General features: G+C 67.4%; 23 protein-coding genes. 10 read left to right on the forward strand and 13 right to left on the reverse strand.

Annotation, left to right across the window (positions count from 1 at the left end):
* Nucleotides 1-53 precede the first annotated feature (53 nt).
* Entirely contained in the window at nt 54-641 is a 588-nt protein-coding gene (locus ACQ260_RS04555) for a dihydrofolate reductase family protein (protein ID WP_432558201.1), read from the forward strand.
* Nucleotides 642-661: 20 nt separating this feature from the next.
* Here the strand turns inward: ACQ260_RS04555 and ACQ260_RS04560 are convergent, their stop codons facing one another.
* Nucleotides 662-880: a hypothetical protein gene (locus tag ACQ260_RS04560; protein ID WP_432558202.1), complete on the reverse strand. Its 219-nt coding sequence runs from the start codon at nt 878-880 to the stop codon at nt 662-664.
* Nucleotides 881-1007: 127 nt separating this feature from the next.
* On the opposite strand from ACQ260_RS04560, the gene ACQ260_RS04565 reads away from it, so the two are divergent.
* The 3 genes from ACQ260_RS04565 (at nt 1008) to erm (ending at nt 4086) form a co-directional block, all read left to right on the forward strand.
* Nucleotides 1008-1598: a hypothetical protein gene (locus tag ACQ260_RS04565; RefSeq protein WP_432558203.1), complete on the forward strand. Its 591-nt coding sequence runs from the start codon at nt 1008-1010 to the stop codon at nt 1596-1598.
* A gap of 683 nt (nt 1599-2281) precedes the next feature.
* Complete coding sequence (locus tag ACQ260_RS04570) at nt 2282-3058, forward strand: DUF4440 domain-containing protein (RefSeq protein WP_432558372.1); 777 nt, start codon at nt 2282-2284, stop codon at nt 3056-3058.
* A gap of 242 nt (nt 3059-3300) precedes the next feature.
* Nucleotides 3301-4086, forward strand: coding sequence for a 23S ribosomal RNA methyltransferase Erm (gene erm, locus ACQ260_RS04575; RefSeq protein WP_432558204.1), 786 nt, complete (start codon nt 3301-3303; stop codon nt 4084-4086).
* A gap of 290 nt (nt 4087-4376) precedes the next feature.
* Here erm and ACQ260_RS04580 read toward each other — a convergent pair whose 3' ends face one another.
* Nucleotides 4377-4940 carry a dihydrofolate reductase family protein gene (locus ACQ260_RS04580; RefSeq protein ID WP_432558205.1) on the reverse strand — a complete coding sequence of 188 codons (564 nt, stop codon included), beginning with the start codon at nt 4938-4940 and terminating at the stop codon, nt 4377-4379.
* Nucleotides 4941-5012: 72 nt separating this feature from the next.
* Between ACQ260_RS04580 and ACQ260_RS04585 the strand changes: the two genes are divergently transcribed.
* The gene (locus ACQ260_RS04585) at nt 5013-5624 is read left to right on the forward strand and encodes a TetR/AcrR family transcriptional regulator (protein ID WP_432558206.1); all 612 of its coding nucleotides are present in this window, start codon (nt 5013-5015) and stop codon (nt 5622-5624) included.
* A gap of 75 nt (nt 5625-5699) precedes the next feature.
* Here ACQ260_RS04585 and ACQ260_RS04590 read toward each other — a convergent pair whose 3' ends face one another.
* The 5 genes from ACQ260_RS04590 to ACQ260_RS04610 form a co-directional block, all read right to left on the reverse strand.
* Nucleotides 5700-5966: a VOC family protein gene (locus ACQ260_RS04590; protein WP_432558207.1), complete on the reverse strand. Its 267-nt coding sequence runs from the start codon at nt 5964-5966 to the stop codon at nt 5700-5702.
* A gap of 123 nt (nt 5967-6089) precedes the next feature.
* The gene (locus tag ACQ260_RS04595; protein ID WP_432558208.1) at nt 6090-6476 is read right to left on the reverse strand and encodes a hemerythrin domain-containing protein; all 387 of its coding nucleotides are present in this window, start codon (nt 6474-6476) and stop codon (nt 6090-6092) included.
* Nucleotides 6477-6568: 92 nt separating this feature from the next.
* Nucleotides 6569-7816 carry an RNA polymerase sigma factor gene (locus ACQ260_RS04600; RefSeq protein WP_432558209.1) on the reverse strand — a complete coding sequence of 416 codons (1248 nt, stop codon included), beginning with the start codon at nt 7814-7816 and terminating at the stop codon, nt 6569-6571.
* Nucleotides 7816-8169: a YciI family protein gene (locus tag ACQ260_RS04605; protein WP_432558210.1), complete on the reverse strand. Its 354-nt coding sequence runs from the start codon at nt 8167-8169 to the stop codon at nt 7816-7818. The genes ACQ260_RS04600 and ACQ260_RS04605 overlap by 1 nt, the downstream gene beginning before the upstream one ends.
* A gap of 121 nt (nt 8170-8290) precedes the next feature.
* Nucleotides 8291-10714 (reverse strand): ATP-dependent DNA ligase, encoded by a 2424-nt coding sequence (locus ACQ260_RS04610; protein ID WP_432558211.1) that lies wholly within the window; start codon nt 10712-10714, stop codon nt 8291-8293.
* 86 nt (nt 10715-10800) lie between these two features.
* On the opposite strand from ACQ260_RS04610, the gene ACQ260_RS04615 reads away from it, so the two are divergent.
* Together ACQ260_RS04615 and ACQ260_RS04620 are read left to right on the forward strand one after the other, a co-directional pair.
* Complete coding sequence (locus ACQ260_RS04615) at nt 10801-11271, forward strand: GNAT family N-acetyltransferase (protein ID WP_432558212.1); 471 nt, start codon at nt 10801-10803, stop codon at nt 11269-11271.
* A 91-nt stretch (nt 11272-11362) separates the two neighbouring features.
* On the forward strand, nt 11363-11833 hold the full coding sequence (locus ACQ260_RS04620; RefSeq protein WP_432558213.1) for a hemerythrin domain-containing protein: 471 nt from the start codon (nt 11363-11365) through the stop codon (nt 11831-11833).
* A 7-nt stretch (nt 11834-11840) separates the two neighbouring features.
* Here the strand turns inward: ACQ260_RS04620 and ACQ260_RS04625 are convergent, their stop codons facing one another.
* The 3 genes from ACQ260_RS04625 to ACQ260_RS04635 form a co-directional block, all read right to left on the reverse strand.
* Nucleotides 11841-13130 carry a class I SAM-dependent methyltransferase gene (locus tag ACQ260_RS04625; protein WP_432558214.1) on the reverse strand — a complete coding sequence of 430 codons (1290 nt, stop codon included), beginning with the start codon at nt 13128-13130 and terminating at the stop codon, nt 11841-11843.
* A complete protein-coding gene (locus ACQ260_RS04630; RefSeq protein ID WP_432558215.1) occupies nt 13127-14497 on the reverse strand; it encodes an FAD-binding oxidoreductase in 1371 nt (456 codons plus the stop codon). The genes ACQ260_RS04625 and ACQ260_RS04630 overlap by 4 nt, the downstream gene beginning before the upstream one ends.
* Nucleotides 14498-14591: 94 nt before the next feature.
* Nucleotides 14592-14729 carry a hypothetical protein gene (locus tag ACQ260_RS04635; RefSeq protein ID WP_432558216.1) on the reverse strand — a complete coding sequence of 46 codons (138 nt, stop codon included), beginning with the start codon at nt 14727-14729 and terminating at the stop codon, nt 14592-14594.
* Nucleotides 14730-14919: 190 nt separating this feature from the next.
* On the opposite strand from ACQ260_RS04635, the gene ACQ260_RS04640 reads away from it, so the two are divergent.
* A complete protein-coding gene (locus ACQ260_RS04640; RefSeq protein WP_432558217.1) occupies nt 14920-15279 on the forward strand; it encodes a hypothetical protein in 360 nt (119 codons plus the stop codon).
* Between the two features lie 45 nt (nt 15280-15324).
* On the opposite strand, the gene ACQ260_RS04645 is transcribed toward ACQ260_RS04640, so the two are convergent.
* Nucleotides 15325-16260 carry a hypothetical protein gene (locus ACQ260_RS04645; protein WP_432558218.1) on the reverse strand — a complete coding sequence of 312 codons (936 nt, stop codon included), beginning with the start codon at nt 16258-16260 and terminating at the stop codon, nt 15325-15327.
* Between the two features lie 313 nt (nt 16261-16573).
* Here ACQ260_RS04645 and ACQ260_RS04650 point away from each other — a divergent pair, with 313 nt between their 5' ends.
* Together ACQ260_RS04650 and ACQ260_RS04655 are read left to right on the forward strand one after the other, a co-directional pair.
* Nucleotides 16574-17077, forward strand: a complete 504-nt coding sequence (locus ACQ260_RS04650) for a low molecular weight protein-tyrosine-phosphatase (protein ID WP_432558219.1) — start codon at nt 16574-16576, stop codon at nt 17075-17077.
* Nucleotides 17078-17154: 77 nt separating this feature from the next.
* A complete protein-coding gene (locus ACQ260_RS04655) occupies nt 17155-17895 on the forward strand; it encodes a TVP38/TMEM64 family protein (RefSeq protein WP_432558220.1) in 741 nt (246 codons plus the stop codon).
* 38 nt (nt 17896-17933) lie between these two features.
* On the opposite strand, the gene ACQ260_RS04660 is transcribed toward ACQ260_RS04655, so the two are convergent.
* Together ACQ260_RS04660 and ACQ260_RS04665 are read right to left on the reverse strand one after the other, a co-directional pair.
* Nucleotides 17934-20249, reverse strand: coding sequence for a ComEC/Rec2 family competence protein (locus ACQ260_RS04660; RefSeq protein ID WP_432558221.1), 2316 nt, complete (start codon nt 20247-20249; stop codon nt 17934-17936).
* Nucleotides 20249-21178 (reverse strand): ComEA family DNA-binding protein, encoded by a 930-nt coding sequence (locus ACQ260_RS04665; protein ID WP_432558222.1) that lies wholly within the window; start codon nt 21176-21178, stop codon nt 20249-20251. The genes ACQ260_RS04660 and ACQ260_RS04665 overlap by 1 nt, the downstream gene beginning before the upstream one ends.
* Nucleotides 21179-21271: the final 93 nt, after the last annotated feature.

The following is a 21271-nucleotide window of genomic DNA, read 5'->3' on the forward strand; positions in this document are numbered from 1 at the left end:
AGACGTACCCTCCGACCTGCTCCTAGCGTCGCAAGCAGCGAAAGGAGCTCACCATGGGCAACCTGGTCATGATCGAATTCTCGACGGTCGACGGCGTGATGCAAGGCCTCGGGTCGCCGCAGGAGGACACGGAAGGCGGGTTCACCCACGGCGGCTGGGGCGCGCCGTTCGCCGCCAGCATTCACCAGGTGGTCGCACCTTCCGGCTTGGCCAACACCGCGGCCTATCTGTTCGGACGCAGGACGTTCGAGAAGATGGCCGCGTTCTGGCCCCACCAACCGGACCACGACCCAGTAGCCGCACACCTGAACGCCAGTCCCAAGCATGTTGCCTCGCGGACGATGACCGAGACCTCATGGCCCGGAAGCCACATCATTTCCGGCGATCTCACCGACGCCGTCCAGGACCTCAAGCACCAACACGAGGGGGACATCGCCGTGCTCGGCAGCGGCGTACTCGTCCGGCAACTCCTAGCCGACGGGCTCGTCGACGAAATCCGGCTCTTCCTCCACCCGCTCCTCCTCGGGACCGGCAAACGCCTGTTCGGTGACCTGCCGAGCCCCACGCGGCTCACGTTGACGTCGGTGGCCCAGACCGATCTCGGGACAGTGGCGCTCTCCTACGCAGTCGTGGACACCTGAATCCGTCCGCTGGCACATCGTCACGGCTTCTCACTCCCCCAGTGCGAATCGACCAGCTCAATCGAGGCGAACACGGCGCCCCCCGGTCGCTGCTGGATCGACGCGTTCGCGCGTTGCAGCAGCCGCAGAGCGGCTGCGTTCCCGGCCGTGGTCCACGCCACGAGTCGACTCGCGCCAGCAGCCTTCGCGCGTTCTGCGGCCAGCCGGAGCCCTGCCTGAACGCAGCGACGTGCGCGCATCCACCGACGGGCCACCGCAGTGCGCCGATCAGCGGTAGCAGTCCAGCGGATCGGTCGATTCGATCGCGCGGCAACCGGCAGATCGTGAAGGGAGCAGCAGTGAAACCCACGGAAGGGACGCTCTCACATGACCACGAAGAACCTCGGACTCGATCACGAGCCAGCCGGACCCACCCACGACCAGCGCGGCCACCGTGCCGCCATCGGCTGGTGGCCCAGCGCCCTCGGCCTGGTGGCCGGCCTGCTCGGTGGTGGAGGCAATGTCAGTGCCACGATCGCCAGCGTGATCGCGGTCCTGGCGCTCATCTATGTCGCCACCGCGGTCATCGGACGTCAGGTCGCCGCTTGGTGGGGCTTCCTGCTGTCCGTCCCGGTCGTGCTCTCGGGTCGCCTGACCGGCATCTCGGCGGCCCCGTTCGTGTTGATCGGCATCCTGGCCATGGCGCTCCTCCTCATCGGCTGGCCGCGCGGAACCTGGGCTCAGGCGTGCAACCGCGCACAGCTGTACGGCCTGATCGCCTTCGGCGCCATCTCCGTCGCGGGCGCACTCACCGACGGTGTCCTTGCCGCCGCCCTCGTCGCCGGCGGACTCATCGCGCATGCTTTCTGGGACGTCATCCATCTGATCGGCAACGCGGTCGTCGGTCGGCGGTACGCCGAGTTCTGCGCCATCTTCGATGCCGTCCTCGGTGTGGCCATTCTCTGGGGGCTTTTCTGAGCAGGGATTTCGGGTGGAGAACCTGAATCCCCAACCCACCTCGCAGCACGACCGCGACTCTCCGACGCGCATGCGTGTCGGAGAGTGGATCTCAGGATGCAGAGTGGGGCGCCGGCGCCTCGAGTCCCAGAACCCCTGCACGCCGGAGATCGTGGCGCTGACCGGGTCCGGTGTGGTCGTTGAGCCATCCGGCCGGCTGTCCATGCGGCTGCTGCGAGTTGACCAGTCGGCGGATGTACGCGGGCCGTCGACGACGCAGGCTCGACAGGAACACCTCGATTTAGGAGAGCAAGATGTTTCAGCACCCCTGGGAGCCCCTGCCCGACCACCGCGCCATCAGTGAACGAGCCGCACACGAGCATGCTTTGACTGTCGCCGTCCGCGACGAACGCCTCAATCGTCGCCGGGACGCGATCTCTCATCTGCGGGAATGGGTGCGCAGCGGGCTTCCCGGTTGCTTGTCAGCCGGTGCGCGAAGCGTTGCTCCGGGATGAGTTGACGACAGCGTCCCACGCCGCGCGGATCCCCACGCACCGCTGGACACGGCTCGACAGCCGCACATCCTGCGCGCCTCCCCTGGCCAAACTGCGCCGCTGCAAGCCACCGCACAAGACACCGAGAGGAACACCTATGACACCCAGCCATCGCCCCAACCCGACCTCCACACAGAGATACAGAGCGTCCTGGACGCCTGGGCGGCCGCCATCGTGGCCGACGATCCAGCTCGGATCGCCACCTTCGCGGACCCGAGCTGGGTGCTCGTCACCCCGGAGTCAGGCGCCGTTCCCCTGACGAGTTTCCAGGAGGCGGTCGCCTCCGGCGACCTCAGCCACGACACGATGGCATTCACCGTGCTCGACGCACGCCTGCACGGCGACGTTGTCACTGTCCGCGCGCACGGTACCAACAGCGGCACGTTCCGCGGCCAGCCGTTCCAAGCGGACGAATGGGTCACCGAGGTGTTCGTCCGGCACGAGGACAGGTGGCTATGCACTGTCTCGGCACTCACTCCTCGATCCAACGGCAGTGGGCAGCCGGTCTCGCCAGAGCTGTCCACCGAAGGGCCCGACCAAGGCCTCACGCCACACCTCTGCGTAAGCGACACCCGTGAAGCCATCGAATGGTACGCAACCGCCCTGGGCGCGCGGCTCACCCACGAGCCGATCATCATGCCGGACGGAAGGATCGGCCACGCCGAAATCACCTTCAACCTGAACAGCATCGTGATGCTCAGCGACGCCTTCCCCGAACTCAACGTGGACGCCCCCGCACCCGGGCGCGGCACCGCGGTCACACTCCACCTCCATGTCACCGACGTGGACGCCGCGACCGCCGCCGCAGCAGCAGCTGGTGCCGTCATCGACCGCGGCCCGGAAACGACCGACAGTGGCCGCATCACCGTCCTGCGCGACCCATTCGGACACGGATGGATGCTCCATGCCAGGCCGTCCCCGGTGTAGACCAGGCACTCCGACTGGCTCGGGCCGTTCTGTCGTCAGCGAGCGCGGTCGAAAATGCGTTGACGCCCGGCTGCTGCAGCTGCCTATTCTGGGGCCATGTTGGTTCTCGGCACTGCCTCGCTGCGCCTGCGCCGCCGCTGACGGCGGCGAGCAGCATCTTTGCCTGACGCGCCCGCCGCGTGGCCCCCCCCGGGCGGTGATTTTGTCGCGCCCGGCTCCGAACCGACAACGGAGCGACACCAGTGCCTACCTACGCGCACGGCCGACATGAGCTCGGTCAGAACTACCTCACCGATCGCACGATCATCGACACCATTCTGGGTTTGGTGCGAACTACCAATGGGCCCATCATCGAGATCGGCCCGGGCGCCGGAGCCCTGACTTCGGGCCTTGTCAAAATCAATCGGCCGCTGACGTTGGTCGAGATTGACTCAGGACTCGTCGGCCGACTACGGGACCACCTGCCCCGAGAGGTCGTGGTCGAACATGCCGATTTCCTCCGGTACCGGCTCCCAAACCGGCCGCACGTTCTCGTGGGCAACCTCCCGTTCCACCAGACGACCGCGATCCTTCGACGCATTCTCCACGCCCCGCACTGGACCGACGCTGTGCTTCTGGTGCAGTGGGAAGTCGCCCGACGCCGCGCCGGCGTTGGCGGTTCGTCCATGATGACCGCGCAGTGGTCACCGTGGGTCACGTTCGAGCTTCACGACCGAGTACCAGCCAGGGCCTTTACACCGCGGCCAGGGGTCGATGGAGGCATCCTCGCCATCCGGCGCAATCAAGCGCCCCGCCTGCCGGTGAACCAGCGCCGAAAGTTCCAGGGACTGGTCCACCGCGTCTATACAGGCCCTGGCCGAGGGCTGGCGCAGATTCTCCCCCGCACGACCAACATCGGCAGTCCGGCACAAGCCCGACGGTGGCTCGGCAGGTTCGGCCTCCAGCCGCACGACCTCCCTCGATCTCTCAGCAGCGATGCGTGGATCGACCTCTTTCGGACCACGGGCACGTCACCACCTCGGAAATAGCCAGGCTCGTCAACTGCCCCCATTTCTGGAGCTCGTTCAGCGAACCCACGACGGCGTCACCGTCGAGCGCAACGGCGTTGACAAGGATCATCATTCCCTCGGGCGTTATCAGCGAGCCCAAGTGCCTGAGCGGGTAATCACCGCCGCAGGAACCGGTGTCATCCCCCGAAGGTCAAGATCGGTTCTGCATGGCTGCGAGCTCTTCGGTCAACGTGTGGAAAGTGGAGACATCCACGGTGGCTCCTCGAGTTCGTTATCGACGGCCCCGGCATGCCGCCGAGGTCCTCATCTCAGCAGTGATAGGTGTTGAGGAGAACGCCGCCCGGGAGTTCTCGGGAGGAGACAAACTCAAGATCGTGCGGAAGCGCACCTCGCAGGAGAGGAATTCCGCTGCCGAGAAGGATCGGATTCACCTTGAGGTGGATTTCATCAATCTCGGCGACCAGTTGGGCCGCCAGGTCGGCGCCACCGCACAACCAGATATCCCGACCTGGTTGCTGCTTCAACGCGGTCACGAGTCCCACTGGATCGTCATGCACGATTGTCACGGCGGGGTCCTCCGGCAGATCCCTGCGATGGGTGACAACGTACTGATCCAGATGTGGATAGGCACTCGTCAGGCCCGCATCCAGCGCCGGCTGGTGCGTACGCATGCCCATAATCACCGCATCAAAACGCCGAGACGGGCCGTCGATGCCGAAGTGCGCACGAACATGCGACGGGCACGTCTCAGGGTATTCAGCGAAGAGGGCCCGGAGCGTCGCGAGGTCCTGGGGGAACGCCGATGTGTCTCCCGACGGGTCCGCGATGAATCCGTCGGCCGACACCGCGATGTAGTAGACGAGCGAACGCATGACGCCTCCTCAACCAAGACGATCGTAGTGGTTAACCACTCTACTCGTAGTGGTTCAGCTAGGCTAGAGGCCATGGCGTCGAATCCGGCCCGTCGGGCCTTGCTGCTGGACGCGGCCATTGAGTGCTTGGGGCGCAGCGGGGCGCGCGCTCTGACCTACCGCGGCGTTGACGATCAAGCCGGGCTGCCGCGCGGCACGGCCTCCAACTACTTCGCGACACGGGCGGATCTGGCGGTCGAAGCAGCCGGGCGCGTGTTCGAGCGCCTGACTCCCGATCCTGTCCGGTTGGAACGAATCGCGGCTGAGCATTCCGGCGCCGATGCCGTCGAGGAGTACGCGGCGTACGTGGTCGAACGGCTGCTTGCCGAGCCGGCCTGCGCTCTCGCCTTGATCGAGCTCCGACTCGAGGCCGCACGTGACCCCGCTGTGGCGGGCGTCGTAGGACCCTTCCTGCGCGCCGGCCTGGCCTCCGACCAAGCGTTCCACCGCACACAGGGTCTGCCCGGCGGAGATGTCATCGTCGTGCTCGAACACCAAGCCCTCCTCGGGCTGGTGCTGGACGCCCTCACCGTGCCGCTCGCCCCTGAGCAGGACCCCATCAGAGCCGCACGCATCCTCGCGCGCCATCTGCTCGGCACGGGCATGACCGCTCAGGCCACGTCAGACGCTCCTCGAGCGAACTGAGCGACCAGAGTCGCGAACCGTTCCGGCTGGTCCTCCCCGCGGACCCGACGGCAGCTCTACCACCGGCATGTTGACCTACAGCTCCGGCAGCCGCTCCCGAAGCAGACAGAACTCGTTGCCCTCCGGGTCTGCGAGGACGTGCCATGACTCCTCACCGGTCTGGCCCACGGACGCGGGCCGCGCGCCCAACCCCAGCAACCGCTCCAATTCCTCGTCCTGATCCCGATCCACCGGGTTGAGATCGAGATGCAGACGAAGCGGACCGGACCGGGAACCTCGATGCGCCGCCCCTCGCCAGCGGTCGCCGACGTCGAACTGGGGAAGCGATTCGCGCCGCGCCATCCTGCACCGGTCACGTTTCTCTCGATGAGAAGCACAAGACTTGAACAGTCGATCCCGAATCGGCGCCCCTTAAGCACCGATTTCGGGATCGACTGTTCGATTTCCTCGCTTTGGTTCCCTTCACTAGGGCTGGTGGGCGTGATCGACGATGGCCCATTCGGTGGCGGAGAAGGCGCTGTAGGCGAACGGGAATACCCCTCGGTTCTCCTTCTCGACGTGCTCGTCGAGGTCCGCCAGCAGCGCAACCAGCTCGTCCACCGGAGGAACTCCGTCGAACGCTGCCAGGCGCGCATGGAGATCGACGTGCTCAGCGGCCAACTCATCGGTGAGCTCGACGAATTCACCGAGCGCCGCCATCGCTGCGAAGATGCCGCGCTCCTCCACGTCGTTGTGGGCCTTCAGCAGCGTGGTGAACTCGGCCAGGTCGGCCTGCGCCCGCGCCAGGTCCCCCGAGCGCGTGGCCCGTGCCGCGCCATCGCCCAACTCGGCCAGCCGATCATGTTGGTCCATCAGTTCGCGGATATAGACGTTCTGGTCACACCCGCAGTACTCGCACACCCATCTGTTGTAACACCGCCGCGGTCTGCCTCCGGACCGGACCCCTACCCCGCGCCGCCGAGTTCGTCGCGGCGCCGCTCGAGATGGGCACGCTCGGGGTAGTTGCGGCAGAGCACGATCGCCTCGTCCAGCGCCGTCAGGCCCTCCTGCCGCCGGCCGGCCCGCACCAACAGCTCGGCTCGGACGGCCGACAGGCGGTGATTGCCCGGCAGCTCGATCCCGTCGAGGGCGGCGAGGCCGGATCGGGGCCCGTACGCCTCGGCGACCGCCACCGCCCGAGCCATCCGGGCCGCCGGACTGCCGTCGAGCGCGACAACCCCGTCATAGAGCGCGACGATCCGGTCCCACCTTGTCGCCTCGCCGCTGGCGGCGGTCGCGTGCTCCGCCGCGATGCGGGCCTGCAACAGATACGACGCCGCCTGCACCGGCAGGGGGCCGGAGAGGTGACGCAGCTCCAGCAGGGCGACCGCCTCGGCGATCTCGGCATTGTGCCATCGGGTCCGGTCCTGATCAGCGAGCAGCACGAGCCGCCCGGTCTCATCCAGGCGGGCGTCCCGGCGGGAGTGCTGCAGCAGTTCCAGCGCCAGGAGCGCCGTCAGGGTCGGGTCGTCCGGCCGGAGCCCGCGGACCGTGCGGGTCAGCCGCACGGCTTCACCGGCCAGCTCCACCCGCACCAGGTCCGGGCCACTGCCGGGGGCGTACCCGGCAGTGAACGCCAGATAGGCGATCTGCGCGACGGTGGCCAGCCGGTCCGGCAACACGTCCGCACTCGGCACGGCGAACGGAATGCCCGCGGTGACGATCTTCCTCTTCGCGCGCGTGATCCGGGCGGCCATCGTGGGCTCGGAGACCAGGAAGAGCCGGGCGATGTCCGGCGTACTCACGCCCAGCACCAGACGCAGAGCCAACGCGCTGGCGGCCTCGGGCGCGAGCGCCGGGTGGGTGCACATGAGGACCAGGCGCAGCAGATCGTCCTCGACCAGGTCACCGGGATCGGCCCGCTCCCCCGGCCCCGGCCCGCGACGCTCGAGATCGGTGGCGATCAGCGCATGCCGGCGATGCGCCATGGCCTCGGCCCGCAGTCGGTCCAGCACCCGCCGCCGCGCGGTGGTGAGCAGCCAGGCGGAGGGATTGTCGGGTACGCCGTCCTGCGGCCATCGGCGGGCCGCCGCCTCCACCGCATCACCGAGCGCGTCCTCGACGAGGTCCAGCCTGCGAAAGCGCGCGAGGAGGAGGGCGATCAGTCGGCCCCATTCCTCGCGCACCACCAGGGCGAGCGCCTGCCGCGCCATCACATCGGGTCGACCACCGGACTGACCTGGATGTCATAGCGGGGCAGGAACTCCAAGAGCTCCAGCACCACGTCCAGGTTGGGGGCCTCGAGGAGATAGAAGCCGCCGAGGCCCTCGACCGCCTCGGCATACGGGCCGTCGGTGACCGTGCGGGTCCCGCCGGCGTGACGAACGGTCGTCGAGGCATCCCCGTCCCCGAGCGCCTCCCCTGCCAGGATCTCCACACCGGCACGGGCTTGACAGGCCTCGTCGAACGCGCCGAACTTGGTCATGAGTTCGGCCTGTTCCTCCGGGGTCTGGTCGGCCCAGGGCTTCTCCGCGCCATCGGCCATCAACAGGATCACGTATTTCATGGGTTGTTCCTTCCTAGGGTGGGCCGCGAGCGCGACCTCATCCCCATGACGAGCGGTAGTGGGCGGAATCGACAAGCCCGTGAGAATTCTTTCCGTTCCCTCGGCGGCACCTGGTCCTCGGCTAGTTTGCGCGCTCCCCGAAGCCGCCCTCGCGGACGACGTCCTCGGCGTGCCGGTCCGGTCGCCAGCCGCGCCACACGGGGTGGCGCAGTCGGCCGGAGTCGGTCCATTCGCTGTATTCCACCTCCCCCACCAGCAGCGGCTCCACCCAGCGCGCGCCCTTCGAGTCCACGCGGGGTACGCCCGTCAGCGGCGGCTCGTTGCGTTCGATCGATTCGAGGACCTTGCGCGCATCGGTGAGCGCCTGTTCGGTGAAGCCGCTGCCGACCTTGCCGGCGTACGCCAGACCCTCGGCGTCGTTGACCGCCACGATCAGCGACCCGATCCCACGGGCCCGGCTCGTCTCGCTGGGGCTCCACCCGACGATGACGACGTCCTGCGTGTGGCGGTGCTTCACCTTGAGCCAGGTCTTCGCCCGTCGGCCGGGCTGATAGACACTGGTCGGGCGCTTCGCGATGACACCCTCGAGCCCGAGCTCACGGCTCGTGTCGAGGGCCAGATCGGCGTCGTCACCGAATGTGGTCGGCACATGAATATGCCGGCCGTCCTCGCTGAGAAGTTCTTCCAGCGCGGCGCGGCGTTCGACATACGGCTCCCGCACCAACGAACGCCCGTCCAGATGCAGCAGGTCGAACACCATGTAGTGCGCGGCCGAACTCCCGGACCCATGCGTCTGCAGGAGCTCGAAACTGGAGCGCCCTTGGGCGTCGGTGGCGACGATCTCCCCGTCGAGCACCACCGCATGGTCGCCCACCAACGGTCCCAGTTCGGCCAACTCGGGATAGGTCGCGGTCAGGTCGATGCCGCGGCGGCTGCGGAACGACGCCACGCCGTCGGCGACGGATGCGATCGCCCGATACCCGTCCCATTTCACCTCGAACCGCCACTCCCCATCCCGCAAGTCCTTCACTTCTGCCGGGGTCGCGAGCATGGGCTCGATCACGGGCACCTCGGTCACGGCCTCGGGTGCGGCGGGAGGCTGCGCTGCGTCGGTAGTGCGCGGAGTCTCCGGTTCGCCGGCCGGCGGCGTCTCTTCCACCTCTGTAACCGGGTGTGTCTCCATCAGGTGCATCAGCCAGTTCTTCTCCTCGCCCCCCATCCGGGTGTGGATCAGCGCGAACTTGCGCGGCACGCCCCCGAGTCCCCCGCCGGGCTGCCCGGTCAGGGTCGCGATCACTTCCTTGTCGTCGCGCCACTTCTCCAACTCATAGGTGCCGGAGTCCCAGATCCGAACCTTGCCGCCGCCGTATTCCCCCTTGGGAATCTCACCCTCGAAAGTTCCGTATTCCAGCGGGTGATCCTCGGTCTGCACCGCCAGGTGGTTCTTCGTCGGGTCGGTTGGCGGCCCCTTCGGGACGGCCCAGGAGACGAGCACGCCGTCGCGCTCGAGGCGGAAGTCATAGTGCAGCCGCCGCGCATGGTGCTCCTGGATCACGAACGAGTTGCCCTTCCCCACCACCGGCGCTGCAGCGGGCACGGGTTCGGGCGTACGCGCGGCATCGCGCATCGAGCGATAGGTCGCCAACCGGTCGGGCCGCGAACCGAGCAGCACGGCCAGCGGGTCCCCGACGTCCGCGAGCCGCTCGACGACCTGGTCGAGCTCCAGGTTCGGCAGATCGGGCCGCAACTCGTCCCAGGTGCGCGGCACGGCGACGGTCGGATGCAGCCGCCCCCGCAACGAATAGGGCGCGATCGTCGTCTTGCTCCCACTGTTCTGGCTCCAGTCGAGCAGCACTTTGCCCTCGCGCAGGTCCTTCTTCATGTTGCTCACGACCAGTTCCGGGTGCAGCGCCTCCAGTTGCACCGCCAGTTCCCGCGCCACCCCGGAGACCTCGTGCGAGGAGAGAGTGCCGTCGAGGCCGGCGTACAGATGCAAGCCCTTGCTCCCGCTCGTCACCGGGACCGAGGTGAGCCCCATGCCGTCGAGAACTTCGCGGATGAGGTGCGCCAATTCAACGCACTCCGCCATCCCGGCACCCGGCCCCGGATCGAGATCGAGCACGAGCCGGTCCGGATGCTGAGGGGCGTCGTCGGCATCGACCTTCCATTGGGGCACGTGGATCTCCAGCGAGGCCAGCTGGGCGAGCCACACCAACGTCGCGGGTTCGTCGATGAGCGGATAGGTGTTGGCGTCGGACTTGTGTTCGATCGTGAAGGTGCGCACCCACGGCGGCGTCGACCGCGAATCGAGGTTCTTGTTGAAGAAGGAGTGACCGGGTTCGTCCTCGGTGCCGACTCCGTTCACCCAGCGCTTGCGGGTGGCGGGACGGCCCTGCGCATGCGGGACGAACCATGGCGCGACCGCCGCGTAATAGGCGATGACATCGCCTTTGGTGGTGCCGGTCGCCGGATACATAACCTTGTCCAGGTTCGTCACCTTGATCGTCCGGTCCCCGATCTGGACCGCGGTACCCGTCGCCGGCATGGCTCCAGTGTGGCAGCAGGGACCCTGCGGACGAATGAGCACCACTGTCCCTATTTTTCTCGGAATAAGACTATTAATATGGCGGAATGATGCAGATCCGGCCCGTTCACTTCGCGGACCTCCCCGCGCTCGTCGAGCTCGAGCGGGCGGCGACCGTCGCTGCCGCTCCCCAGACGTACGCCTCAGCGGCCAGCTTTCCCACCGCCAAACATCTCAAGGCCACCGAATCCGAGTTCCGCGACCCATGGATCACGTTCACGCTGGCGGAGGACGACGAGGGCCTGTGCGGCTGGATCAAGTACACGGAAGACCAACTCCGCCACCTGGTCATCGCCGACCGGATGCGGGACACGGGCCTGCTCGACGAGCTCTACGGGGAAGGGCTGCGGCACTGGAAGACAGGCGCAGTCCCACGCGTGTGGCTTTGGCTGCTCGCTGAGGACTGGCAGCGGCGGGCGTACTTCGAGGGACTCGGCTGGCTCCCCACCCAACGCACGCGACGCTCGGCGCTCGAGCCGCATCCGCTGCTGGCCGAATATCTGCTCACACCGGCTTGACGTGTGGCCAGCGTCACCTGTGAAACTCACAGAACCAACCCACACAGGTGTTCGAATCGATAGAATGGAGGATCGAGCAAGGGAGCCTCCGATGACTACCGCAGGCAAGCGAATGGCCCACGACCACCACTTCATCGACGACAAGTTCAACGCGTTCGCGGTCGCCGCCCGAGGCGGGCGACTGAGCCGGTTCCAGCTGGAGGACGCGATCCGGCGACTGCGCCACCACTTCTGGGTGGAGGAGGAGTTCGTCTTCCCGCCGCTGGCCCACAGCAGCCCCGGACCAGTGGTGGCGATGCTCCGCGAACACGGCGTCATCTGGGATCACGTCGACGAGCTCGAAGCCATCCTCGAGATGGACGAACCTGACCTCGACATGGCACTCGCTGTGTTCGCCGCTCTCCGGCAGGAGTTGGACACGCACAACGAGACCGAGGACAGCGTCCTCTATCCGGTGGCCGACGACATGCTCGGCGACGACCTGTCCAAGCCGGTGCTCAATGCCCTGGCCACCGAGATGCCCGAGGGCTGGCGTTGCCAGATGGCGCAGGCCAAGGTCTGAGCCCGGATCACCAGGTCGGGCGCAGCGGGAAGCCGCCGCTGTCGCCTGCTTCGGTGCGCACCGCCAGCACGTGGTGGAGTTCGGTCTCATTGCGCTCGAACCCGACGCGCGAGCCGGCGAGATAGAGCCCCCACACGCGGGCGGTTCCTTCGCCGACCTCGGCCACGCACTCATCCCAGTGCTCGACGAGGTTGCGGCACCAGGCAGTGAGCGTCATCGCATAATGGGGACGCAGATTCTCGGCGTGCATGACCTCGAGCCCCACGTCCTGGGCCGCGGCAATGATGCGGCCGGAGCCGGTGAGTTCCCCGTCCGGAAAGACATAGCGATCGAGGAACGCCCCCACCGGGTGGTGTCGGTTGTGTGATCGAGTGATGCAGTGATTCAACAGTCGTCCGCCGGGGCGGAGTCGGTCGCGGAGATGAGTGAAGTACGCCGGATAATTCGCCACTCCGATGTGCTCGGTGAGCCCGATCGAGCTGACCGCGTCGAACCCCGTCTCGGTCGCCTCCCGATAGTCCCCGTGCCGCACCTCGGCCAGGTCGCCGAGCCCCTCGCGCTCGATCGCGGCCCGGGCCCACTCGGCCTGCTGCTTCGAGAGGGTGACGCCGAGCGCCTTGACCCCGTATTCCCGCGCCGCATGTCGCACCATCCCACCCCAGCCGCAGCCGACGTCCAGCAATCGCTGTCCCGGTTGGAGGTCGAGCTTGCGGGCGATCAGATCGTGCTTTTCGTGCTGGGCTTCCTCCAGTGAAGCGTCGGGAGTGGGATAGACCGCGCAGGTATAGGCCATCGACGGCCCCAGCACCAACTCATAGAAGCGGTTGGACACGTCGTAGTGATGGGAGATCGCCCCGGCGTCCCGCACCATCGAGTGGCGCAGGCCCTCGACCACCCGGCGCCAACGCGGCAGTCGTTCCTGCGGGGGCGGCGCCGGTGGTCGGAGGTTGAGCAGGTCGAGAGACCGGGTGAGGGTCAGCGCCTCGGCTGCGGTCGGCGTCCGGAACTGCAGCCGCCCCTGCAGACCGGTGAGCAACGCGTACGGATCACCCGGGTGCACTCCGTGCAGCGCCAGGTCGCCGGCGATATAGGCGCGGGCCATGCCGAGGTCGCCGGGAGCGGTCAGAATGTACGCCAACCCCCGGCGGTTGAGCAGTTCCAAGCCCAACTCCGAGTCGGCCGGCCCGACCGAGCTGCCGTCGTAGGCCGTGAACCGCACGGGCATGCCGTCCCGCAACAGCGAGGCGAGCGCCTCGGCGATCGTGAGCGTGCCGGGTTGGGAACTGCTGGGCGTCATCGTCGTCGCACCGCCTTGTCGTAGAGCGTGGTGAGCCGGTTGTCGGGGTCGTGTTTGGCCTTCACCGCGGCGAGGTGGGCGCCGTTGTAGAGGCGGTCGAAGGTGGCGCGGTCGAAGAAGGCCTCCGAATAGAGCGATTTGTGTCCGCCCAGCTCGAGCACCTTGGCCTCGATCGCCCGGTTCATCGGCGCGTCAGGCGCGTCGGGGCCCACCTGAACTGTTCCCCAGAAACCGAGATTCACCCAGATCCGGCCGGGCTCCATCGGATAGAGCGGCCAGCGCCCGCCGCTCGACGTGCCCTTGGCGACCACCGGGCAGATCCAGACCGGCCGCATGCCCGCGTGGCGGTCGAACCAGGTGAGGAATTCGGCGAGTCGCTCGAGTGGCACCTCGACGTCCTGGATCACTCTTTCGCGCGCTGGGCGTCCAGCCCTGCGGTCGAGGCGGTCCAGCACGCCGAATCTGCGGTCCAGACCGACCAAGCGATGATAGACGTCCGACCGCCGCCAGCGCTTCGGCCAGAGCCGGCGCACGACCGGATGCTGGGCGCCGAATGCGCGGGAACACCAGAACCAGTCCGTGTCCCAGCGCCACAGATAGTCGTGCAGCGTGAGCCAGTCGGTCGTGCGTTGTTGGAGCGATCGATAGAAGATTGCCTGCCCCGTGTAATCGCTCACCGGCCCGGGCTCTCCCGTCCAGGTCGCCAGCGTCAGATAGATCTCGTCGGGCGCGAACGCGACCCCGTCGATGGCATCGACTGCCGCTCCCCCGTGCGTGCCCGACCCGACCACGCTCCCCAGCACCTCGGTCAGCTCGTCATGGTCGGCCAGGCGGATATGCCGAAGCCGTGCGTACGCAGGCACCCGCTCCAAACCGATCTGCACACGGGTTGCGTAGCCGAGCGATCCGTAGGAGTTCGGAAAGGCGTCGAAGAGCTCGTCGCCGGGCCGGACGGTGAGCAGGTTCCCGGCGCCCGTGAGGACGTCCAGCTCCAGCACCGACTCGTGCGGGAAACCGTTGCGGAAGCTGGTGGATTCGATCCCGAGGCCGGTGACCGCCCCACCGAGAGTGATCGTGCGAAGTTGCGGGACGACCAAGGGGATCAGACCGTGGGGCAACGTCTCGGCGACGAGATCCTCATAGGTGCACATGCCCTGCACGTCCGCGGTGGCCGCGGCGGGATCGATCGCGATGACACCGTTGAGCCCGCTGACGTCGAGGCCCGCGACTGCGGTCCGCGCGCGGGGTCGGAACAGGTTCGATGTGGTCTTGGCGAGACGGACCTTGGCCCCGGACGGCACCGCGGCATAGGACGCAACCAGCCGGTCAACCGCTGCCCGGTGCTGTTCCCATCCGCGTGGAGCCATGGTTCACCGTAGCGGCCGAACCCGACAATGAAGGCACCCGGTCGACCGCTTCAGACGATCGGGAGGCGGCAGGACCTGCGTGATGGGACCCTGATCACATGAGAATGCCAGGGGTCGCGTTGCTGGCCGCGGCCGCGTTGTGTGCAGCGTGCACGAACACCAACCAGACGGCGCCACAGCCGGCTCCCGTCCCGGCCGCGAGCGCGTCCGCTGCGCCCTCCGTGTCTGCCACGCCACAAGCGACGATCGCTTTGCCGCCGCTCGAGCCCCCATCTGACGCCCCGGAACCGGCCGGCACGGAGGCGCCGGCGCCGGGCGGCACACAGGCACCGGACCCGCCTACCCAACCGCAACCGGCTCCGCCGCCCGGACAGCGGCTCGAGCTCGGACCCGGCCAGACGGCTCGTCTTACTTACTTCGACGTGACGTTCCAACGCTTCGCTCACGGCCAGGACGGAGTCAGTGCAGGTTGGCGCGTAGAAGTGTGCTATCGGCGCCCGCACCCGCAACAGAACGCGGACAACACCACGAGGGTGAGCTCGGACCCGTGGTCAGTGCTGGTGTATGACGCCGAGGGTGGCGGTGGCCGACCCACTTGGGTGGGGATCAACGAGTTCGAACGTGACAACGAGTGGAGCCCGCCCTATCCGACGAACCAGCTCCGTCTCGGGGCGTGCCAGACCGGCTGGCTCGGCGTACGACATGGGAACCCGGATTTCCAGTTCCAGGCGCTTCGTTACGCTCCCGCCGACTTCGGCGATGTCGTGACGTGGAGCCTGTGAAATTCCGGAATCGACTGACCCACCACGCTGCGGTGGCGCCGGGCCTTACGAGGAGACGACCGCGTAGCCGTAATGCGCATCGAACGGCGCCAACGACCTGGCGGCCTCTTCGCGGCGCTCGGGGTTGGACATCCATTCCGCTTCGATGATGCGATCGAGTTTGACTCGGAAATCGCGATATTTGGTCTGCAGCTCAGGAGTGGCGCGCGGGTAGAAGACGCGCTCATTCTCATTCGTCAGGCCGCGCATGAGTCCATCGAATTCCGGCAGTTCGCGGTAGATCTCCCTGTCCTCGGCGAACAGATCGATGAAGAGACGAATGAGAAGCATTCGGAATTGGTCGTCAAGATAGGGGCCGCTGCTCTTCTGGAACTCGCGGTAGGCGCCGATGACGAAGTTGAAATGGACGATGTTCTCGTGCGGGAAGACACGAATCTTCGCCGGGTCCGACAGCGCTTGGGCATGCAATGTGATGTCGAACGTGTGCTGTTCACCAAGGAGCTCACCGTCGTGGCCGAGGTGGAAGTGCCGCGGAAACGCGCGGAGCCAGTCCCGATTCGCGCACAGCTCCCAAGTGGCAGCGATGTGAATGTCGTTGTCGGCGAACCACGTGTCCCATACCGGGCTGATCCCCGAGACGTTGAGTCCGTTGTCGGCGGTCTCCCGGTAACGCGTGTCCAGGGCATCGCGCTCCATGTGGAAGAGGTCCGCGTCGTGGAGGATGACGTGGCTGCCCCTGCTCGCCTGGACTCCGGTCAGCAGTTGGACCCCGTAATTGTGAAACGCGTTGTTGAGCTTGGGCAGCACGACCCGCTCCGGCATCGGCAATGGCTGGATCGACAGCTCACCCGGCCATTTCGGCTTGAATCGTTCCACGACCGCAACCACCTCAGGTGTCATGCGGTCAGGAACAACGATCGTTTCCACACGGAAATCGTGGTTCTGAGCCAAACAGGTTTCCAGGGCGATCTCGAGAAACACGGGGAGATCTCCGGGCACGGGCATCAACAGCGAATATCCCGGCTCGCTCGGTTTCGCTTCGGGCCAAGAGCCGAAACGTGCTCTCCAATAGAATGCTCCGACAGACATAATCAAAACCCCCGCGAGCCTCCCACCCGGGGAGGCCAGGTCGCCCAGCAACGGCCCGCCACTGCAGGCCAACTCACTTTTGACGATATCAGTGGCATTCGGCGGCAGTCGCGGATCGTTCCATTGCAACGCACGACGTCCGATCATGCTGCCCGCGGCGCGGCGAGGGTCGTCCCTTGCGATGACCGTCTGCGAAACTCACCCCATGCACATCATGACCGTCTGTCTGGGCAACATCTGCCGATCCCCCGCCGCAGAGTCCGTTCTGGTGCGCAAGCTCGAGGAGGCCGGACTCACTGACGTCACCGTGAGCTCGGCGGGAACCGCGAATTACCACGTCGGCGAGCGTGCGTACGACCTGACGATCCTCGAGGGCGAGCACCGTGGCTATGTGTTCACGACAGTCGGCCAGCAGTTCGTGGCGGGGCATTTCGCGGAGGCCGACCTCATCCTCGCGATGGATGGCTCCAACGTCAGGAATATTCTCCGGCTTGCGAAGAATCCCGAGGACCGCGCGAAGGTCGTGCGGATGGGCGCGTTCGCGGCCGAAACGACGGGCGGGATCCTGGATGTTCCAGACCCTTGGGGTTATCCACGGCACGCCTTCGTCGAGATGTATGACCAACTCGAGGACGCCGTCGATGGCCTCATCCAAGCCATCAAGGACGGGACGGTCGACGAGATCGTGGCCCGACACGCCGAGGGCTGACACGGCCACCGGTCCAAGCAGTGCGGACAGCAGCACAGCGCGCGCTTCAATATGACTTCATCGCTTAAGCTTCCGGGATGCCCGCCTCCTCTGCTGCCTCCGACCAGTCGCCCGAACGCTCCATAGGCGACGGCGCCTCCGGTTGGCTGACGTGGGATTCGGGACTGCGGGTGGCCGGACTCGCGGCGGTCGTGCTCACGATGCTCTGGCTCGCGCTGAACGTGCGGCTGCCCGATCTCGAGGTCCTGCGGGAGACAATCGAGAGCTTCGGTTGGTGGAGTTGGCTCGTCTTCGTGGGTGCGTACGCAGCGATCGCGCTGACCCCCATCCCCATCACGCTCATGGCGTTGACCGCCGGCGTCCTCTTCGGCACGGTGACCGGCAGCCTGCTCTCGGTGCTCGGGTCGATGGTGGGCAGCTTCGGCGCCTATTGGATCGCGCGTGCGCTGGGCAAGGAAACGGTCTTCCGGCTGCTCGGGTCACGGCGGTACTCGCTTGAGAAGCACTTGAAATCCGCTGGCTTCGAGGCCATCTTCACGCTCCGCGTTCTCCCAGGGTTGCCCTATTGGCCGATCAACTATGCGGCCGGCGCACTCGGGGTGCGCACCCGCGTGTTCGCCACCGCCTCGGCGATCGCCTCGATTCCGGGCCAGGTCTCCCTGGTGTCCATCGGCGCCTTTCTGGCCGAGCCGGGCATTGTCCGAGGGGCTGCGGTAGTGGTCTCCTGGGCCGTGACCATCTCCCTGACGATCTGGGCTTGGCGCGCGTGGCGGGGCACGGCGAGCAAGCCGCTCCCGGGCGCCCGGAGCGAGGCCTAGCCTCCGCGTCGAGGAAGTTGACCGGCCACGGCTCGAGCTCATCGTTGGGTGGTCAACGCGGGACGCTCCCGCGTGCCGCCGACAGCCAGTGAACCCTGAAGATCGGTGCGCAGCGTCTGGTGCCCGGACTGCTCCAGCAGCCGCAGCGTCTTTGCCGCCGGATGGCCATAGTCGTTGTTCTCCCCCGCGCTGATCAACGCAACCCCCGGGCCGGCGGCACGAAAGAACCCCTCGTCCTGTCGGCCCGATCCATGGTGCGGGACCGTGAACACGTCGGCCCGCAGATCAGCTCCAGCGCGCAGGAGCGCACGCTGCCCGGTGGGCTCGACGTCTCCGGTGAGCAAGACGCGCAACCCCCGCACCTCGGCGATAGCCACGATGCTGGCGTCGTTCTCCGCGGCCGACTCCCCCTCGGTTGCAGCCACCACCCGCGGCACCGACACCGGCCCCAGCGTCCGCCACCGCACGTCCCCGACCTGCAACTGCTGCCCCGGCCACGTCGTGGCCACGGGCACCCCCAGCCCGGCCGCCTCTTTGCGCACGCCCTCCGCCGTCACCGCCGGCGACGCCAACGGCGACACCAGGACCAAACCCACCTGCCGCCGCCCGAACACCGCAGACCGACCGTCGATATGGTCCGCGTGATAGTGCGTCAGCACCAGCAGCGGAACCGACCGCACGCCCAGCTGATCCAGACAGCGCCCCATTGCCGCCGGGTCCGGGCCGGTGTCCACCACCACCGCCGCGCCCTCCCCCGCCCGCAGCACCGTCGCGCTCCCCTGGCCAACATCGCAGGCGACCACCAGCCAGGCGTCCGGCGGCCACCCCGGGACAAGTTGCGGACGCGCCACCATCGCGACCATCACGGCAGTCGCGACGAGCGAGGGCCATCGCGCGGCCAGCAGCCGCCCGCCCAGCAGGAAACCCGCCGCGCAGCCCATCGCGACAACCACCAGCCCAACCGTCGTCGTCGGCCACCGCCATGCTGCCCCGGGAAACGCCGCACCCGCCCGCGCGATCGAGATGATGCCCTGCGCACACCAACCGGCCAGCCAGCCGGTGAACTCCGCGGCTGCCGGCCACACCACCGACAGGCCGGCGGTCGCGAATCCCAGCACCGTGGCCGGCCCGACGAACGGCCCCGACAGCGCGTTGGTCACCAGCCCGACCACCGACACCTCGCCCGAGATCGCCGTCACCACCGGCTGGGTCGCCAGTTGCGCCGCCAACGGCACCGTCACCGCCTCGGCCACCGGCCGCGGCAACCACGTCATCCGGTCCCGCCACAGCGCCGACCACCCGATGATCCCCGCCGATGCCAGCACCGACAACGCGAACCCGACCGACCGCCCGAGCCAGGGATCGATCAACACCAGGACGATCACCGCCACACACAAGTGCCGAGCGCCCTTCCCCGGCTGGGCATGCCCGCCGAGCGCGGCCAACGCGACCAGACCCATCGCCGAGGCCCGCAGCACGCTCGGCTCCGTACGACACAACGCGATGAACACGACCACCCCACCCAGGCCCACCAGATGCAGCCACCGACCCCGCACACCCACCCACCGCGCCACCGTCAACAAGAACGCCAGGAGCAGTGTGAGGTTGGCGCCGGAAACAGCGGTGAGATGGGTGAGTCCGGTGGTTCGGAAGTCATCGGTGAGATCGGGTGTCTGCAGCGAGACATCCCCCACCACCAGGGCGGGGACGAGGGCGCGTTGGTCGACGGGCAGATCGGCGACCGCGGCACGCAACCCGCCCCGGACGGTTTCGACCGCCACCGCGGCCGGCCCCGCGGGGCGCACGACGACCGGTGGGGAGCGCAGCGACGCGAACGCGATAGACGGCCCGGAGTTCGTCGGGGACAATCGGGCCGATGCACGTGCTGTCGTGCCCGCGATCAGCTCCGCGAGCGCGGCGCCGTTGTCCCCACTGCTGGTGATGTGCGCCTGTTGCCGGCCGGCGTACGCAATGCCCCGCCCCTCGACCAGCACGACGTCGACCACAGCGGTCACCGTGCGCCCGCCGAATCGCGAATGCTCCCGCACCCGCGGATCCCCTTTCACGATGAAGTCGACGTCGACGATGGCACCCTCGGTGGTCAACTGCGCCAGGGGTGAGTCCGCATGCTGTTGATGACGCACCGTGGCCAGGCCGCCCACGACCACCAAGGTCAGGGCCACTCCGCCGATCAGCGCCGAGCGCCGGATCAGGGCGACCGAGAACCCCAGACCGCCCACGCAGAGGATGCCGACGGTGGCAGAAAGCGCACCACTCATCCCGGCCCACGCAGCTGCCCAGGCAGCGACTGCCAGCGGAACCAGCCGGAGATCGCGCCCCAGATCGACACCCATCACACGGTCACGTGCGGGGCGATCTCTGCGAAAGTCTTGGGCCCGATTCCGGGCACTTCCTGCAGTTCCTCGATGCGGGCGAATCTCCCGTGCTGCGTGCGCCAGGAAACGATTTTTTCGGCTGTGACCGGTCCGACACCCGGCAGTGCGTCCAACTGCGCGGCTGTCGCGGTGTTCAGATTGAGTTTCCCGTTGCCTGCCGCGCCGGAAGCACCGGGCCCGCCCGTTTCTCCGCCTTCGTCACCGCCGCGGACCTCACTGGCACGTTGAGGACCACCAATCACCAACTGTTGGCCGTCCACTAGCGGCTGCGCGAGGTTGAGGTCCCCAGGCTTGGCAGCCTGCGTGAGCCCCCCTGCTGCTTCGATCGCATCCGCTACCCGCGCCCCGAGCGGCAATCTGTGGACGCCGGGCTGTGCGACTTCACCGACCACGTGGATTCGCATCGGTTCGGGAGTCGGCGAGGGTTCGGGGGCTGGTGGTGCTCCGACCGGTTGTTCGGTCGGCGCGGGCGCAGAGACCGGGATGGGTGGATCGATCGGGATGCTTCGTGCGCGCGTCAGGGCGAACGCGGCGATCAGCACACCGATGGCCAGCACAATGCCGATCACGAGCAGATGCTGGCGGCTGAATCGACCGATTATCGACGCAGCGCCCGAACCGGACGGTGCGTCCGGGTGCCCGTGCTCGGGATTGCCTGCCACAGCCAGTGTGTCTGCGGCAGGACCCGCTGACGGCGCGCCGACCTCTTCCGACCAGTCCGCCTCTTCCGACCAGTCCGCACGCATGCCCAAAGTCGGTCGCGGACGGACCATCGTGCGCAGGGCAGCTTCATCAGCTGCCGGCTGGAGCTTGGAGTTCTCGACCAACCGGTCCAGTCGCTCCCGCACATAATCGGTCAGAACATCGTCATGTCGGTGTCGCCTCATGACCCATGCATGCGTGATCTGCCCACGATCGGTTCATCGCGACGGCGAACCTGTGGACGAAGCCCGCAGACCGCGAGGCGTTGTGGACAACGC

Source organism: Ammonicoccus luteus (assembly GCF_050880385.1).
GTDB lineage: Bacteria > Actinomycetota > Actinomycetes > Propionibacteriales > Propionibacteriaceae > Enemella.